Source organism: Sphingobacterium sp. UBA5670 (assembly GCF_002420705.1).
Lineage (GTDB): Bacteria > Bacteroidota > Bacteroidia > Sphingobacteriales > Sphingobacteriaceae > Sphingobacterium.
Window position 1 is genome coordinate 68,916 of the sequence record NZ_DIIM01000011.1, and the last position, 17,654, is coordinate 86,569.

10 protein-coding genes are annotated in these 17,654 nt (G+C 39.4%); all 10 read left to right on the forward strand.

Translation table 11 applies throughout. The annotated features are described in order from the left end of the window. Positions 1 to 581 precede the first annotated feature (581 nt). The 10 genes from B3C94_RS10250 (at position 582) to B3C94_RS10295 (ending at position 17,631) form a co-directional block, all read left to right on the forward strand. Positions 582 to 3,521 (forward strand): SusC/RagA family TonB-linked outer membrane protein, encoded by a 2,940-nt coding sequence (locus B3C94_RS10250; protein ID WP_293903000.1) that lies wholly within the window; start codon positions 582 to 584, stop codon positions 3,519 to 3,521. 11 nt (positions 3,522 to 3,532) lie between these two features. Continuing rightward, on the forward strand, positions 3,533 to 5,047 hold the full coding sequence (locus tag B3C94_RS10255; RefSeq protein WP_293903003.1) for a RagB/SusD family nutrient uptake outer membrane protein: 1,515 nt from the start codon (positions 3,533 to 3,535) through the stop codon (positions 5,045 to 5,047). An 11-nt stretch (positions 5,048 to 5,058) separates the two neighbouring features. Further along, on the forward strand, positions 5,059 to 6,162 hold the full coding sequence (locus tag B3C94_RS10260; RefSeq protein ID WP_293903006.1) for a fasciclin domain-containing protein: 1,104 nt from the start codon (positions 5,059 to 5,061) through the stop codon (positions 6,160 to 6,162). Positions 6,163 to 6,183: 21 nt separating this feature from the next. Beyond that, positions 6,184 to 7,293 carry a DUF5007 domain-containing protein gene (locus B3C94_RS10265; RefSeq protein WP_293903009.1) on the forward strand — a complete coding sequence of 370 codons (1,110 nt, stop codon included), beginning with the start codon at positions 6,184 to 6,186 and terminating at the stop codon, positions 7,291 to 7,293. An 11-nt stretch (positions 7,294 to 7,304) separates the two neighbouring features. Continuing rightward, positions 7,305 to 10,463, forward strand: a complete 3,159-nt coding sequence (locus tag B3C94_RS10270) for a SusC/RagA family TonB-linked outer membrane protein (RefSeq protein ID WP_293903012.1) — start codon at positions 7,305 to 7,307, stop codon at positions 10,461 to 10,463. 12 nt (positions 10,464 to 10,475) lie between these two features. Beyond that, positions 10,476 to 12,023, forward strand: a complete 1,548-nt coding sequence (locus tag B3C94_RS10275) for a RagB/SusD family nutrient uptake outer membrane protein (RefSeq protein WP_293903015.1) — start codon at positions 10,476 to 10,478, stop codon at positions 12,021 to 12,023. Positions 12,024 to 12,035: 12 nt separating this feature from the next. Next, positions 12,036 to 12,797 carry a fasciclin domain-containing protein gene (locus B3C94_RS10280; RefSeq protein WP_293903018.1) on the forward strand — a complete coding sequence of 254 codons (762 nt, stop codon included), beginning with the start codon at positions 12,036 to 12,038 and terminating at the stop codon, positions 12,795 to 12,797. Between the two features lie 30 nt (positions 12,798 to 12,827). Then, the gene (locus B3C94_RS10285) at positions 12,828 to 14,444 is read left to right on the forward strand and encodes a DUF5008 domain-containing protein (RefSeq protein WP_293903021.1); all 1,617 of its coding nucleotides are present in this window, start codon (positions 12,828 to 12,830) and stop codon (positions 14,442 to 14,444) included. Between the two features lie 16 nt (positions 14,445 to 14,460). Further along, the gene (locus B3C94_RS10290) at positions 14,461 to 16,197 is read left to right on the forward strand and encodes an alkaline phosphatase family protein (RefSeq protein WP_293903023.1); all 1,737 of its coding nucleotides are present in this window, start codon (positions 14,461 to 14,463) and stop codon (positions 16,195 to 16,197) included. A 63-nt stretch (positions 16,198 to 16,260) separates the two neighbouring features. Then, positions 16,261 to 17,631, forward strand: a complete 1,371-nt coding sequence (locus tag B3C94_RS10295; RefSeq protein WP_293903026.1) for a discoidin domain-containing protein — start codon at positions 16,261 to 16,263, stop codon at positions 17,629 to 17,631. Positions 17,632 to 17,654: the final 23 nt, after the last annotated feature.

Genomic DNA, 17,654 nt, shown 5'->3' on the forward strand with positions numbered 1-17,654 from the left:
GACTATAAAGGCCCCTTCACTTAATGAAGGGGCCTTTTATTTTGTTCCCCATCGGCGGGAATAGATGAGGAGCTCTTTCTCTCGTGCAATCGTTTAATATGCTGTCTATTAGTTGTTTTGATAGTGATGGTGTTACAATTTGAAAAAAAATTAATTGATAACATTATTTTAGCAAAATCTTATTTTTTATATGAATTAACCCACTTTTTTAGCTACAAATTGCTTAATGTTGTAAACTAAACCAGTTTAGCAAATTAAAAAAATACTTCCAAAAATTTTTTTTTCTCGTTTTTCTATATATCTTCATTATAACCAAGTGAGATAAGTGCTGACCAATTAAGCAATCCAATCCGTTTTGACATTTCATGATGTTGTGTTATGCTAAAACGTTTTTTTTATTTTTTAAACTTAAAACCTTAGATTATGATGTTAGTCCTGTTTGATACTGCATAATATCAATTTTGGATGGGAATTGACCAATTTTCCTATCTCGAAAAATCAATAAATTTTCACCTATTTTTTGGGTGATTTTAACCAGTTATAGTAGAAAAGTAAAAATAACCTAATTATATATCATCCATATGTACATGATTAAAAAAAGGTATTTGGATAGGCTTGTTCTGTTAGGATTCTCCTGTGCTTGTTATTCTTTTGCTTTTGGTCAAGACAAGGTGTTGTCACCTTCCGATAGCCTTAAGCTTCAGATTGGGACTGCGAAATTAGATTCTATATTTCAGATTAAAACAAGCCAAGTAAATCCCGTCGAAATCAAAAAACAAGCCCTATTACCTTATTCTTCTTTGGCACAATACCTGAAAGGGAACAATACAGGGCTTTATGTGACTGAACCCTCTGGAGAGCCAGGAACCAAACAGCCGATGTATTTTCGAGGAGTTTCTAGACCATTGCTTTCTGATATTGATGTGTTCCAAAATCAACCGTTGGTTGTCCTGGATGGCATTCCTTTGGTTGGGGAGCATCCATTTGCCTATGCCGTTCAGACCTATAATCTGGAACGAATAGGTCCGGCCACTAACTTATTGGCGAATATCAATATTGATATGGTGAAGTCCATTGAAGTATTAAAAGATGTTGCGGCGGTGGCTATGTACGGTCCTAATGCGGCAAATGGAGCTATCGTTGTTCGCACAAAAGAATATAAAGTGGATAAAAGTAATCGGATAGCAGTCAATATGTATACCGGCTTAGCAGAGCGTCCACATGTCACAACAATTAATGGTGACTACGAAAATGAATTCAGAAAACAGTTTTATGATCTGTATACTTCCAATGGTAAATATGATGACGGCGATTCATATCCTGTTTATTTAAGCGACTCGCTTAATATGAATTATTTTGGGAAATCTGATTGGACGGATTCTTATTACAATAACGGTTTAGTTTATAATCTGAATGCTAATCTCTCTGGAGGTGGTCCTCGCGCAAATTTTCAATTTGCTGCAGGATCGACCCAAGATAAAGGTATAGCAGATAAGGTGAAATTAAATAAGTATTATGCGCTTTTTGGTTTGAATATGCGACCGATGACCTGGCTTACCTTCTCCATGCAGGCAAATATCGCGAGGCTCGATCGTAATCGAAATCTAAATCTTCGCGATCGATTTGCCCAGCTTGCTTATTTTCCCGATTTGTCAGCTCCCTTATCACCAAATAAAGACGTTTACGATGAGTACCTGAGTTATTATAAAAAAGGTTTTGATAACAACAAATCCAATGTTGTACAGGGATATGGAAAGCTGCAGTTTGATTTTGGAAACTTTCATTTTCTTTCGACAGGAATGCTCGATTATAATGAGGGCTATAGGGACCAATTCTATCATAGTAAGCTGATGGAATCCAATAATTTTGCTTCTAACTACTATGGCTATAATCAGCGGGCAGTATTTGACAATAAGGCTTTTTATGACTGGAATATCAGTGAGAAGAACAAACTAAACTTATTGGTCGGCAATAGTTTGCAATGGGATACCTATCGTTACAATTATGCCTACGCTTACAAGGGGGTAAATGATTTTATTAAGGTGAATCTCTTGGAAGATGATGCTACAAAATCAAACTATTTGGAGGCTACTGCATATCCCAAGGCGCTTATATTTAAATATTTAGACCGTATTCGCCACAACTTAGTTTCATTTTATGGAAAAGCAACCTATAACTATGATAATAAGGTCGAAACCTCCTTGGTATTGCGCTCTGACGCGTCTTCCAATGCACAACCGGATGCGCGATGGATTTTTACGCCGTCGTTGTCGATAAATTGGAATATTAGAAACAGCTATTTTAATACAAACACGAATTTGAAAGAGCTGACTGCTCGTTTAAGCGCTGGCCGTATAGGGTTAAGCAATGTGTTTGACGATTTTGCACAGGGACCTAATTATGTCGCGCAAATGGGTTTCACAGGTAATCAACTTATTGCAGGCTATAACGCTATTGCCGGATTGGTAAGACCTTATGAGTCGGGATGGGTTGGGTACAATATTCCTTGGGCTTATACAGATCAAGGTAATTTGGGGCTGGACTATGCGATTCAAAAGAAAAATTTCCATGTTTCGCTGGATGTCTATATAAAACAGACAAAGAATCAGCTGATCAATATTCCATCCTATAGCGAATATGGCTATAAATCCAGTTATGCAGCGGGAATGAATGTACAGAATGTTGGTGCCGAATTAACCGTTGGTCTTGATCCCGTTCAATCGGATAATTTTAAGTGGTCTACTGCACTGAACGTATCACATAATCAGAATAAATTGAAGGCATTACCCAATGGTTTAGATCGGCTCGTAATAGGTAATAATCTTTTGGAGGTCGGGAAACCCTTGGATCAATACTGGTTACTTGTTAATAAAGGAATTTACAGGACGGATGCAGAGGTCCCTCAGGGAATGACCTATAATGCGATACAATTGCGTGCGGGAGATCCTATTTGGGAGGATCGAAATGGCGACAATATGATTAACGATGAAGATAGGAGATTGCAAGGGCATCGTTTGCCTGCTGTTTTTGGGAATTGGTATAACAATTTCGTGTTTGGAAAATGGGACCTGGGGATTAATATGTATTATAATATCGGTCGGGAGCTCATCAATCAAGAAATGGCTAATCGTTTTGATTTTATCAACAATGAAGGCGCTAAAAATCTGGATGCGATCAAAGAGATTACATATTGGGAAAAACGAGGTGATTATAGTAAATATCCATTGTATAACCCTTGGAGTACTGTTATCGCTTATCAGGCCGATCAGGATCTTTTCTTAGAGGATGCTTCATTTGTTAAAATAAGGGCGATCACGTTGGGCTATAATTTAACTTCTCTGTTGGCGGGCCGAACTCAGGCCATTAAAAATGCGTATGCCTATGTGTCTGCTAATAATGTTGCCACGATTACATCTTACAGTGGTGTGGACCCTGAAATTGTGGATTACACCGGCTATGATATTGGGTCAAAAATGAGGATACCACGAATTTATACGCTAGGAATAAAAGTTGACTTTTAAACGCAAAGGAAATGAAAAGATATCATCTCATATTTAGTGTTTTGCTGCTTTTCTTGTTGCTTCTAGGAGGCTGTAAGAAAATGCTGGATGTAGACTCTTCTCGCACTGTCAAGGAAGAGAATATGTGGAATGCTTTGGAGGACACGCGTGCAGGTTTGATGGGGATTTATGGTTTAACCAAAGCAGCTTTGGACGATAATAATGCCTATTGGCTGTATGGAGAGGTTCGATCAGGGGATTTTGAGAGCCCTAATCGACAGGATTTAAAAGCAATTATTAAGAATGACCTCAAAGCGAATTATGAATCGTTGAATGCACTATCGAATTGGCGACGGTGGTTTGCTGTAGTTAATTCAGCCAATATTTTTATGGAGCGTGCACCAGAAGTGCGGGAAAAGGACATGCGTTATACAGAAAACAATTTGGTTGTCGATGTAGCACAGGCTCGATTTTTACGTGCGTATGCCTATTTTAATATGGTTCGTATCTGGGGAGATGTACCCCTGATCTTAAATTCCCATGATGGAAATTTTGAGAATAAAGCGAAAGAGGACCGTTTGAAACTGTATGCTTGGATTGAAAAGGAAATGTATGATGCCGCACAGCTGTTGCCATATTCCTACAGCACGGGTGATGAACAGCAGATTGGTAATTATTACAATGAAACATCAGGCAGATGGAATGGTGCCTTGGTAAGAAAGCTTTCTGCTTATGCTATTCTTGCACATTTAGCCGCTTGGCAGGCCAATTACGCGGATGCAGCGTCCTATTCACAGTTCGTTATGGATAACTATAACAAAGCGGGAGCCTATTATTTGTCCACATCTTTTTTAACAGATGGTAATGGATTCTTCTTTGAGAAGAGATCCGAGCAGATGTTCTCATTCCCTTATATATGGGCACATGTGGAGGCATCGTTTACAGGACATATTGAAGAGCTTAGCCTTGCGTCTCCTGTTGTTAATAAGTCGGTGCCAGATATTTATATGCCGAAAGAAACGATTTTAAAAACATTCAACGAGAAGAAGGACCAGCGGTTTAGCATTGATACACTTGGAGCCCCTACCACAGAGGTATATTTCCGAAATTTCAATGGGAAATACCCGATTTTTAGCAAAATCAAATGTATTATGGGCGGTTCTTCGGATCCAACCTTTCGAATTTTTACCAGTGCTACAGTTTTAACGCGTTTAGAAGATATAGCGCTTTTACGCGCTGAATCTTTAGCCGTTTTGGGGGAGAAATCTACTGCTATTGAACTGTTAAATGAGATTCGGGAGCGGAGAGGACTTAAAGTCTACAGTGAAAATGCAAATGGAGATTTGGTGGACGCTATTTTTTTAGAGCGAAAGAGGGAATTGATGGGGGAGGGGCATCGCTGGTACGATATGATTCGCCGAGAAAAGATAAAACATGACAATCCTCAATTGGCACAGTTAATTGCTAATGACGGGATCTATTGGCCAATTGCTCGAGAGATTCTCGCACAAAATAAGTTGATCGAACAAAATGCTTATTGGAAGTAAAGGAGTTAATTATGAGAAATAACCTATTTGTACGTGGTGTATATGCACTCTTAATGACAGCCCTGCTGTACGCTTGTGCCAAGGATAAAGGCTATTATTCGCCCACAGCCCAGCAGCCGGTCTTTAAAGGTAATTTATATAGCTATCTTAAAAGTAAACCTGGTGTATATGACTCTTTAGTTAAAGTCATTGATAGAATTGGTCTGCAAAAGAAATTGGAAGATAGTACAGTGACGCTTTTTGCACTGACCAATGCCAATTTTCAATTGGCTATCCAAAATCTCAATAATACATTGAGTGTTTCTGACAAGCCTGCACAATACCTGAATTCGGTTAAATATGAAATATTGGATTCGCTGCTGTGCCAATATATAATTCAAGGGCGGATTGGCAGCGACTCGCTAAGTAGCCAGGATGGCAAGGATGTATTGGGAATTCGCTATGGCTACCCAATGCATATTGGATTAAATAAACAGGCCTCATCGGGCTACCTAAATGGAGGTCCTACAATTGTTGATCTATCAGATACCAGGCGATCTGTTTTCAATCGTAATTGGGTAACGACGGAAACAAGCTCCTTAAATATCCAGACTGATAATGCTATTGTCCATGTGTTGAATCCGGATCATGTTTTTGGTTTTAACAAATTTGTTAGTCAAATTATTTATATACCGCCGCCAGAAAACTTGTTCAAGACCATTGGCGGACAGTGGTCCGCTTCAAAAGAGACGTCTGGCGGCCCAGATGCTGTTGAAGCATCAAAATATGTATTTGACGGCAACCCAGAAACCAAATTCTTTTTGTCGAGTCCTGGCTTATTCTATTTGCAGTGGGACTTTCCTGCTGCGGTGGTTGCAAATAGTTACACCCTTAGATCAGCGAATGATATTCAAGGTCGCGATCCCGCAGACTGGAATCTCCAAGGACTGGATGAACAAGGAAATTGGATTACGTTGGATATTAGACAGGCTGAAGAATTTGACGAAAGGTTTCAGTTGCGGGTATTCTATTTTACGAATACCAAAGCGTATAAAGCTTATCGTTTGAACATTATACGGATGTATGATGGTAACGATTTCCAATTGGCTGACTGGACAATGAACCGTAATCAATAACCAATTTAAGAATGTATGGAAATGAAAATTGCTGAAAAATTTACTACAATAAATAAGATATGCAACTTGGGCCTGCTCATCTTAATGTGTATCGGCTTTAATGGATGCAAAAAGCTTTACAATTTACCTGACGAGAAGGAATTTTTAAGCGTCAACTTGACTTATGATGGGAAGTCTTTTTATCCCATCTTGGGAAGGACGACGCTTATGGGGACTATTAATACAGATCATTCAACCACACCATTGCGTTTTGAAATTGTTAATCCTCGCTACGGAGATGGCCGTCCTTATAAGGATCTTTTTGAAGTGAAACCTGTCTACCGATGGATATCCCGCTACGATGGTACCGAAAAAAACTTGGAAGAAATAGATGCAAAACGTCAATTGGTGTATCGGCCTCTTTTTGAAGTTGACTCTACCGGCAGTTTTATTTTATGGAATTCTTCTACAAATGAGCTGATAGAACCTCGTTCAAAAGACAGTATCGATCTGGTGCAGAACATACGTTATTTTGATCTTAAGGTCTCTAATTCTGGCGGATCAACGGTTATTAAAGATTTTATGATCCTCCCTTGGCGTGTTCAGGATTATGAACCTTATTCGGATAAAAATCCCTATAATGGTGAAACTGCCCCAGATCCGAATGATCCCAAGAACCCCAACAAGAGAAGTTACATCTGGCCTTCTTATATGAATGAGGTTTATGGAGAATCTTCCAATCAGCTATTGCGGACGAATGAGGAATTTAAAGATCTTGTTGTCTATATACGAAAATTTACCGGTGGCAACGGACATAATTTACGTTTTGTCTTTTTGAATAAGAATGGGGAGGTGATAAATCCGGACAATTTTAATGAAACAAGGTGGAATGAACTGGTACATGGCTTTAATATGAAAAAGACACCCGATTATGTACAATATGATGTAGCCTATCCAATTCCTCTGACAAGTTATCCAACAAAGTATACAAATGGAAATAGCGCAAAGGTAGATTTTTCCTACTCCAGAAAGGGATTTGGAGGCGGTTTGATTACAGCCAATTTTGGTTTGAATTTTAAAATTTTTACCAAAGGGGATTGGGAGATTGTTTTCCATTTTCAAAGGGAAAATCCACGATTTGATAACGAATAATTGAAATGGTTATGCAATTTAAGATATTTTATAATAGCTGTATGCTGCTGGTATTGTGTATGTTTCTTTCTACTGCAGTTTTTGCGCAGACTGTCATCATGTCGGGGAAAGTGACAGACAACAAGGGAAAGCCGCTGGCTGGTGTTACCGTACGTTTTGGCAAATCTGGAAAAGAAGCGACTTCGACAAACTCATCGGGGGCCTTTAGCGTAACAACGATGGTTGGGACTTCAGTCGCGTTTAGATTGATTGGTTATGATGGGGCTTCAATGACGGTGAGGGCCGATCGGAATGTGGTCGTTCACTTAAAGGAAATAGATAATCAGATGGATGAAGTTGTTGTTAGAGGCTATGTAAAGCGTCCAAGGGAGACGACTACCGGATCTTCGACCAAGATCAGTGGAAAGGAAATTCAAGATATCCCGTCTGCAAATGTGGAGAATCTGCTTCAAGGAAAGGTGGCAGGTCTAAATATACAGGTAAATACTGGGGCTCCAGGCTTTCGGGGTTCGACCCAAATCCGTGGACTTTCGACAATTAGTGTGACGGGTAGTGGCGATCAATCTTTTCTCACACCGACGTCTCCTCTTTATGTGATCGATGGCGTCCCAATGGATGCAGATAGGGCAAATGAGCTTGGATTGAGCCAACAGGGACCGGGAATCAGTCCATTGTCATTAATTCCGCCCGAAGATATCGAAAGTATAGAGGTGCTTAAAGATGCCCAAGCTACATCTTTATATGGGTCATTGGCGGCCTACGGGGTAATTATTATCAATACCAAACGAGGTAATTCCGAGGTTCCGAGGGTACGGTATACAGGAAATTTTTTCCTCAAAACCCCGCCCCAATTGCGCCCAACGTTAGGTGGAAATCTAGAACGTCGTTTAAAGCTATTACAGATCTACGGAAACGCTTTGTCACAGGAAGATTTGGATCGAATTTCACAGACGCCCATGTTATCGGATAGTTTGAATGCCTATTATAATAATTCAACCAATTGGCAGGATTTGTTTTACGCCACCACATACAATCAAACACACAACGTGGCTATTGACGGTGGAAATCAAAAGCTGAATTATAAAGCGAATCTAAATTATTATAATGAAAACGGGATCATCAAAAATACAGGTTTCGATCGTTATATGGCCAACATGCGATTTGAATATTACCCTAATGAAAAATTTAAGTTTACAGCACAGGTAAATGCTTCCCTTGGTTCAAAAAGCAAAGGTAATGGTTTAGGTATTTTACAGTCTGGTGTAGCAAAAAACGGGATGACTTCAACGCTATTGCCCGGCCCGTCTTTTTATCTGGCATCTTCAGGATATAATTCAGCGTTAAAAACGCGCAATGATAACTCATCCAAATCGATCAAACCTTTTATTGAGGCATCCTATGAAATTATTCCGGGGTTGCGGGCAACCACTACCATGAGTTACGAATCCACTTCTGATAACGAAAATACGTTTACACCAGCCGCAGCAAATGGACAATTTGCACAGGTATATGCTTATTATGGTCGGTATAATTCACTTTATAATCGGAATTCAATCAACTACAGTCGTACATTTAAAGAAAAACACACTGTATTTTTCAATCTCTTTAATGAGATCCGAACCTTGGATAAACAGGCGAATGCGACTTTACAGGCCCGGACACCTAATGATCAATTTGAGGGGCCACTTGGATTTGATGGTTATTTTTCCAAAGGTGGCGGATTATTGCGCCGTGGTTTTGGAAAAGAAAGAGGACTGTCCTTTGCAATTGCAGGTACGTATGATTATATGAAAAAATATGTGGTCGATCTTTCCTACAGAATGGATGGGTCTTCGCAAAATGGATTTGGCAATCTTTATACTAAAAATCCTGCTGTTGGTTTTCGATGGAATGCTTATCATGAGAATTTTTTGAGAGATGTGGACTGGATTAATTTACTATCCATTCGAACAAGCTGGGGGGTGAATGTTATGCCTAATAGTACCTTGGAGCGGGTTTATGGAAAATATGATATTGCAGGAAGCTACAATGATAAAATAGGTATCGGTATCAACTATGAACAAATTCCTAATCCCGATTTAAAACCGACAACAACGAGTCAGGTCAACCTAGGTTTGGATCTTGCGTTTTTTCAAAACCGGTTTGAATTGACTTATGATACTTATTATAAAAAAGTAAATAATATCCTATTTGAAGAGTTGCTTTCCTCTTCGCTTGGTTTTGAAAAGGTGAATAGTAATTCGGCGGCCATTGCGAATTATGGGCATGAGCTGTCTGTCATGCTAAGGCCATGGACTGAGGGTCGCTTTACGATGTCAATAGGAGCGAACGGGGCTTACAATCGAGACGTGTTGTTAAAACTGCCGGAGCATTATGGTGGTCAATTTGTTCGTTGGGAAAACATTGATAGATATAAACAACATGTGGTTTTTAGGGTAGGAACATCAACGATGTCCAATTATATGTTATTAAATCGAGGAGTTTACAGTACAGATGCTGATGTGCCGGTAGACCCAGCTACTGGGCGACGATATCGAATGGCTAATGGGACAGAATTTCAGGCCGGTGATCCCATATTTGCAGATCTGGATGGCAATTATATTCTCGATGAAAATGACTATGCGCGCACTGGAAATTCTCAGCCTTTGATAACGGGTGGTCTGCAGTTGAATTTTAATTACAATCATGAAACTCTTGGAACTTTTGGTTTGAATTTATACGCATCTTACACGGCAAAACGTACCATTTTGAATAACGCTTTAGCTGATCGGCTGCAGTTGATGAATGATCCTTATGGTGATAGGGCCGTGGTTCCATTGGATGATGTTAATATGTGGCTGAAGCCCGGTGATATTGCGAAATACCCTTATGCTTACGATTTCAAGAGGTACTCAAGCATTGATCCATTTCGGATGGACCAAGATTTATGGGCAGAAGATGGATCGTACTTTAAATTAAATAGTGTGACACTGTCTTATATGTTTACGAAAAATGCTATTCGGAGATATGGACTTGAGCGTCTACGGGTATATATTTCGGCTGATAATATAACTACATTATCAAAGTACAGCGGGCCTAATCCCGAAAATGTGAGTACGATGGGACGGGATGCATCTGGCGGATATCCTGTGCCTAGGCAGTATAATGTTGGTGTTAATATTGATTTCTAATTGGGCTATATTATGAAAACAAAAAGAAATATAGGAAGAATAGCGTTTGTCATATGTCTATGTACAACCGTAATGATGGGCTGTAAGAAATTTTTGACGGTAGAGCCGATTGATCGACTTACCGGGAATAATTTCTACCAGTCTAAAGAGGATGTAGAAGCGAATATAGCACGTATTTATAGTCAGTTTTTTGAAAAACTGAACGAATCATGGGTAATGGGTGCCATTGGAGAGGCTAGATCAGGTGAAATTTTCCCTTCTCCTACATCCGGAACTGATCGCATGATTCTTCGCGATCTTGGGACAAATAGTATGAATGCTGTGTATAACAATACATTGGGTGGCGGTCGCTCACAGGGGTATGCCATGTATAAGGTTTCTATCTGGGATACTTATTATAAAGTTATTCAAAGCTGTAATATTTTGATTTCCAAATTGGAAGAGGGAATTCCCGGCTTATCTGCCGCAGATAAAGATCGCTATAAGGCCGAAGCTACATTTATGCGCTGTCTGAGTTACTTTTGGATGGTTCGTTTGTATGGTGATGTGGTGTATTATACCGATGCATACTTTGCTAAGCAGCTACCACGTGAGGATATGGTTTCTGTAATCAGCAAATGTATTGCTGATTTAGAGCCTGTAAAAGATATTATGCCCTGGACTTTTGGCGATGCATCACAACGAGGTGCTCGCGCAAGTCGAGGAAGTATTATCGCGCTATTGATGCATATGAAGATGTGGAATGCAAATTTTGATTCGGGCAACTCCATGAAGTATTATGAAAGTGTTGCGAGCTTAGGTAAGGAGCTGCGTGCAAGCGGCGTACATCGTCTGTATAGACTAACACCTGAAGAATGGGCTAAAGTCTCTAAAGGACGCACGGAGGAATCTCTTTTTGAATTTTATAGGACGATCAATTATAATGATCTTAACAATGCGTATGCGCCATTGTGGGATCATTTTTTACGGTGGCCCTATAAATTTCCTCGTTATAACCAACAATTCAGCATCGCCTATTATTCCTCTATTTTCATGTATCGGATTTATCCGCTTAATGGTGCAGCAGATAAGCGAAAAGAGCTCTGGTATGAGGATATGTACGCAAATGACGGACTATTTGTCTTGAAGAAATTTGCAGCTAATGTTTTTGCATCGGGAAATGAAGATTCTAACCCAGATAATACATTTATGATATTTCGTTATGCAGATGCGCTGCTATTAGAGGCTGAGGCCTTAGCTAATTTAGGTGGTGCACGAGAGGCTGAAGCGGTCTCCGTGCTTAATATTGTCCGTGATCGGGCTGAGGCTCCACGCTATGCTGGGGGTGGTGCAGATCTTAAGAATTTCATTTTTGAAGAACGTTGTCGTGAATTGATTGGGGAAGGGGTAAGATACTTTGATCTGATCCGTACGCGAAGAATACTAAATCCGCAATGGACCATGAACCCTATGACGATCGATCAATATAACCGTCGTGCGTGGACTTGGCCTTTGGACGCTTCAGCCAAAAATTTTAACTCAAAAATCGTGTTGAACGATTATTGGACAGGTGGAAATTAAATCAGTTTAATTATGATACAAGCAAAGATTATAGGATATGCCTTCATAACGGTGATGTTAATATTGGGTATGGGATCATGCAAAAAAGACGCGTATTATCAGGATGGCGGATTGGCACAGGCAAAATTTGATGGTTCGATTATGGATTATCTGGATTCGAAACCAAGAGAATTCGATTCAATTGCCCAAATTATCAGATTAGCAGGTTTGGAAGAAGATTTTAAGTCCAAAGAGTTTACTTTTTTTGCTCCTAGAGATGAGAATATAAAGAAGTTGATCGGTCTGGCAAAATCAAATACCGTTATCGATCAAAGCGTCAATTGGATGCTTTACAATTTAGGAAGAGATACCATCAAAACACTAGCGGACATTGATAGTGCGATCTGGCGCAAGTATTTACTACGTTACATGTTTAATGGGAAACGAAAATTGATGGATTATCCCCAGATTGATTTTGATCTCTTGAATGTCTATAAAGGACAAAATTATACCGCACTGGGGAATACCGTGTCAAATATTGGTGTTGTTTACAATGATGCAATAAATGATTCTGACCCTAATAATATAACTCGTTTAAAATATATGGGCTATAGGCAGCTCTATATCTCCTATATCCCGGATGTTAGTAGGCCAAATGACTGGCGATCCTGTCCAGTAGCATCATCGGATATTCAACCAGATAATGGTGTTGTTCATGTTATCGATTATACCAAAACTCAGTTTGGGTTTAATCAGGGTGACATTCAGTGGGATATATTGGAAAGTAAGCGTTAATAACCAATTGTAGATTAAATTATGAAAGTTATGTATAATACGATTTGGAAATATACAGCCCTTTTATTCGTTATTTCTCTTCTATTAGGGTGCAATAAGGATAATAAGATGTTTTCAGCTCCCTATGAAGATGGATTGCCTCCGTTGGGCATCGAAATCAATCCAACGGATAAGATGCAGCCTGAATCTGGTAAAACTGGAGGTGAGACGATCATGCGAATTAAAGGCCTGGATAAATATAAAGACAAGGCTATCATTCGGTTTAACGGTGAGAAAGCGCAGATTGTTGAGTTAACGGCAGATCATGTGAAATTGAAGGTTCCGCCTTTCGCCAGCACTGGAGTACTCTCCGTCACAATAGATGATATTGTTTTTTTCGGGCCACAATTTACAGTTTTAGGGAATGTATCCCTTGACGCAACCTTTCAAGTGGGGGTGGGAACAAATGGTATGGTTTCCGATGTGCTCTTTTTGGAAGATGGCAAAATGATTTATACAGGTTCTTTCACCAATTATAATAATAAAGGGGCAATACGACCGATTAATCGTTTGGTGAGGACATTTGCGGATGGGACCTACGACGCGAGTTTCCGAATAGGTACAGGGGCCAATAACTCATTGAATAGCATTTTAAAATTGGGGAATTACTATTTTTTGGCAGGTTCTTTTTCAGGTTATGGGCAGCGAAATGCTGATATCAGCAATCTGACGCGAATTTATACAACTGGAGCCATCGATACCATGGGGATCAAACCATTCCGTAGACCTGGACAAACAGATACACTGAAGTATTATCCAACATTTAATGGCGGATTTGATGGCAATATCGGTAATATTTATGAGTCCGACGGGAAAATCTTAGCGACAGGAAATTTTAGATATTACATTCATCGAATCTATGGAAAACCTAACAAACTAGAAACTCGAGATACCGTTATCTTGGATAGTACAGAAATAAGGCATGTTGCCCGGTTGAATCTGGATGGTTCGTTAGACAAATCTTTTAGGTTTGGGGCAGATGGTAAACCGTTGTCAGGTGGAAATGGATCGGTAGCAACAGTATATCACAACAGTGGGACCTTAAAGGGGAAAATCCTAGTTTATGGTTCTTTCAATCGGTTTGATGGGCAGTCTGTAGGATATATTACCCGATTGAATGCTGATGGAACATTGGACCCGACATTTAATTCGGGTGGTACCGGAGCAGACTACAATGTTTCGTCAGTTACTTACAATACATTAACCAATAAGTACATGGTTGTTGGAGGGTTTAGTAAATATAATGGTGCTTCCGCGATTAAAGTGATGATGTTGAATGCAAATGGGACAGTGGATCCAACGTTTCAGACCAAAACATTTGACGGGGGTAATCCTTCTTATGCAATGCAATTAAATGATGGTTTAATTGTTGTTTCGGGTGATTTTGCGCGATATAATAATATTGCACGAAATGGCTTTATGATTTTAAATCCAAATGGGGAATTAAATAGTGATTACAATACCTCTGGTTATTTCTCTGGATTTATCAATAAAGCTGTAGAAACAAAAACAGAAGATGGTAAACGCGCATTGCTTTTGATGGGCTATTTTAGTCGATTTAATAACGAAGAGGTTCATAATCTCATTCGAATTAAATTGGAACAATAACTTAAATATTAAATTGATGAGATCTCAAGCTAATTTTCGAAATATAGGTTGCTGGCTACTGTCGTTCGTATTATTATCGGCAGTTATGTCCTGTAAGGATGAATTTGGTCGGTTGTTGCCGGATAATGAAGGTAAACAGGATACGGTGGATTTGGTGTATGGAAAGCCCAAAGTATTATTGCTCATTGTGGACGGTGCTCGGGGAGAATCGGTCCGAACAGCAAATATTCCGACAATGAATGGTTTGCTTAACCATTCTATTTATTCGTGGGTTTCGTTAAGCGAAGAACATGATGATGTACAGACTACAGGAGCTGATTTATCCAATATTATCACTGGAGTGAGTCAAAATAAACATTTGGTCATTGGCGATAATTTTAAGAATAATAATTTTCAGACCTTTCCAACAGTCTATACGCGAGTGGCGGCGAATATGAAGACCCCAGAATTTAAAGTGTACAGTAGCTCCAAGATATTTGTTGATAACTTAGCCCCGACAACGGTAGCTAAACTAGAAAATTCAGATGAAGAAGTTGTAAAGGATGTCAAAGAGGGTTTAATGCAACCTGAACTGACGATGTTGACTGCACATTTTACGTCGGTTGATAAAGCGGGAAAGAGCGGGGCTTATGACAATAGCAGTGCTGTCTATAAGGCTGCTATAGAAAACTTCGACAAACAGGTAGGGGAGGTCATACAGGCTTTGGAGCAAAGACCCGCATTTAAAAAGGAGAATTGGCTGGTGATCATCACCTCAAGTAAAGGTGGTCCTTTTGAGATTCCTCCAGCACAGAACGACAATACGATTTTTAGTAACCCTAATGTCAATACTTTCACAATCTTCTATTCACCTAAATACAAATCGAGATATATTAATAAACCCTATTTGGGCAGTCGTTTTTCTGGAGATTTTTTGCGGTTTAAGAGCGGAATCTACGCAGAGTTGACCGAAGGGGACAATCCTGTATTTGATCTAGGAGATAAAGAAGAATTTACAATTGAATTAAAGGTGAAAAAGAATAAAGGGCCTAATAATACGTACAAATTTCCTAACTATCCATCTTTTATTGGCAAACGTGAAAAATGGGAGTCGGGTGCACCGACAAATGGGTGGATCTTGGCCTTTAAGGAAGACTATTGGATGTTTAATGGCCGTGGTCCTAACGGAAGTGGAGAAGTAAACGGACCAAAATTGAACAATGCGACCTGGAATAATGTAACTATTGTTGGATCGCTAACAAGTGAGGGTAAACGAATCGTGAAAACCTATACCAATGGCCTGCCTGGCAATGAGATGGACATTAGTTCATGGGGATCAATCAGTAGCCCTGCAAAATTTAGATTGGGCTTAATAAATGGGGGAAGCAACTGGAACGAAGGTGATTACTATCTGGCTGATATACGCTTTTGGAAGGCCGCCCTGCCATTGGCAGTTATTTCGCAGTATAATTGTCAAGTGGGAATCAATGAGGAACATCCTTATTATGCAAATCTTGCGGCCAATTGGCCTGTTGTTGGAACGGTTACCAATGGTGTTCTCTACGACGAAGGCCCCTATGGAAATACATTGAAGCTAGGAAACTCGAATTATGAAATCTCCAAGCTCAATGATTTTCTTTGTGCCCCATCTGTAGAAACGATTAATACATTGGTTCCCAAAAATACGGATGTAACAGCGCAGATATTCAGTTGGTTGCAGATCGCTAGACAGGAGAGCTGGCAATTGGATGGACGTGTTTGGGTTGATAAATAATCCTAAACAGAATAGTTTAACATGGTAGGCTTCATTAATGATGAAGGTAAAAATTATTTACAGATGAAAAGATTTTTTTATTTTTTTACGATGATTTTGAGCTATTGCCAATTTATGGCCTGTTCAAAAGATAATCTTGAAGGCTTCGGTTTATTGGAGAATAATCCTGTACAGGTTATTGCCGAAGGTGGAGGAAAGGATTTAGTAAAAACAAATGACTATGTCCAAGTGCCGATGAAGGTCAAGTTAAGTAGCCCCGCTTCGAAAACCTTTGATGTAGAGCTGCAGTTGAATACAGACACGGTGACGAAGCTAATAGGGTCGGGCGTGCTCAAGGATGTTGTCACTTTACCAAATCAAGCCTTTTCTTTCCCAAATGTGGTGAAGTTTCAATATGGCGCAGACACGGCCTCCTTTTTATTGAAAATTTCGAGGACGGAAATAGAGAGAGTTTATGGCAAAAAATTTGCGCTTTCCTATAAATTAATCAATCCAGGAAAAGGAAATCAGTTGGGGAACCCCAATAGCGTCATTGTCACATTAGACTCCAAAAGCCTGCTGACCGCTACAGATATTCATTATCTCTCTGTGACGAATACACCCGGAGGAATCATCTTAGCGAGCAAACATAATAATTATGAAACCACACCTTCCGGAATTGAAATTCCTATTGGAGTTTCTTTAGCATCTTTTCCGAGTAAATGGTTTTATGTTGAGGTAAGGGGGACCAGAGATTCAATTCCAAACTGGATCACAAAAAAAATATTGCCTGCAAACACCATTGGATTACAAGACAATGAATTTTCACTATCATCCCGCATACAGGTGGCAGGCAATAAATCTTCTGCAAATTTTAATATTGCTGTTCCTTGGGACGTCATCGCTAAAAATAAAGATAAATTTCTAGCGGTGACAGTTTATTTAAAAGATCCCACTTTACATGTTATTGATCCACAGAGAAACTATACAACAATTTTAATTGATTGTGCCAATGTTGTTGAATTTGACGTGACAGGTGAAGGAACTTTAACCGTAAATCGGGATAATGATGGTGGTCCAAATGCAGGTGAGGGTAGTCTTAAATTGGTTGATAATCGCACGGATACTAAATTTTTACAAGGTGGATTTACAGGAGATTTACAATGTACGTTGACGTTTACTCGAACACTGAAGATTGGCGCATATACATTGACGTCAGGTAATGATGAAATTAGCCGTGACCCAAAAAGTTGGAACCTCGAAGGGTCTTTGGACGGTACTAACTGGGTCGTCATTGATGCAAGAACAAATGAAAGTTTTCCAAATAGGCTTGAAACAAGACGATTTAATGTACAAAAGCCAGGAAGCTATAAATTCTATCGTTTAAATATCACAGAAAATGTAGGGAACCGTTTATTTCAATGTTCCGAATGGCGTATGATCGAATTTTTATAGGTATTGTAGTCATTATATGTATA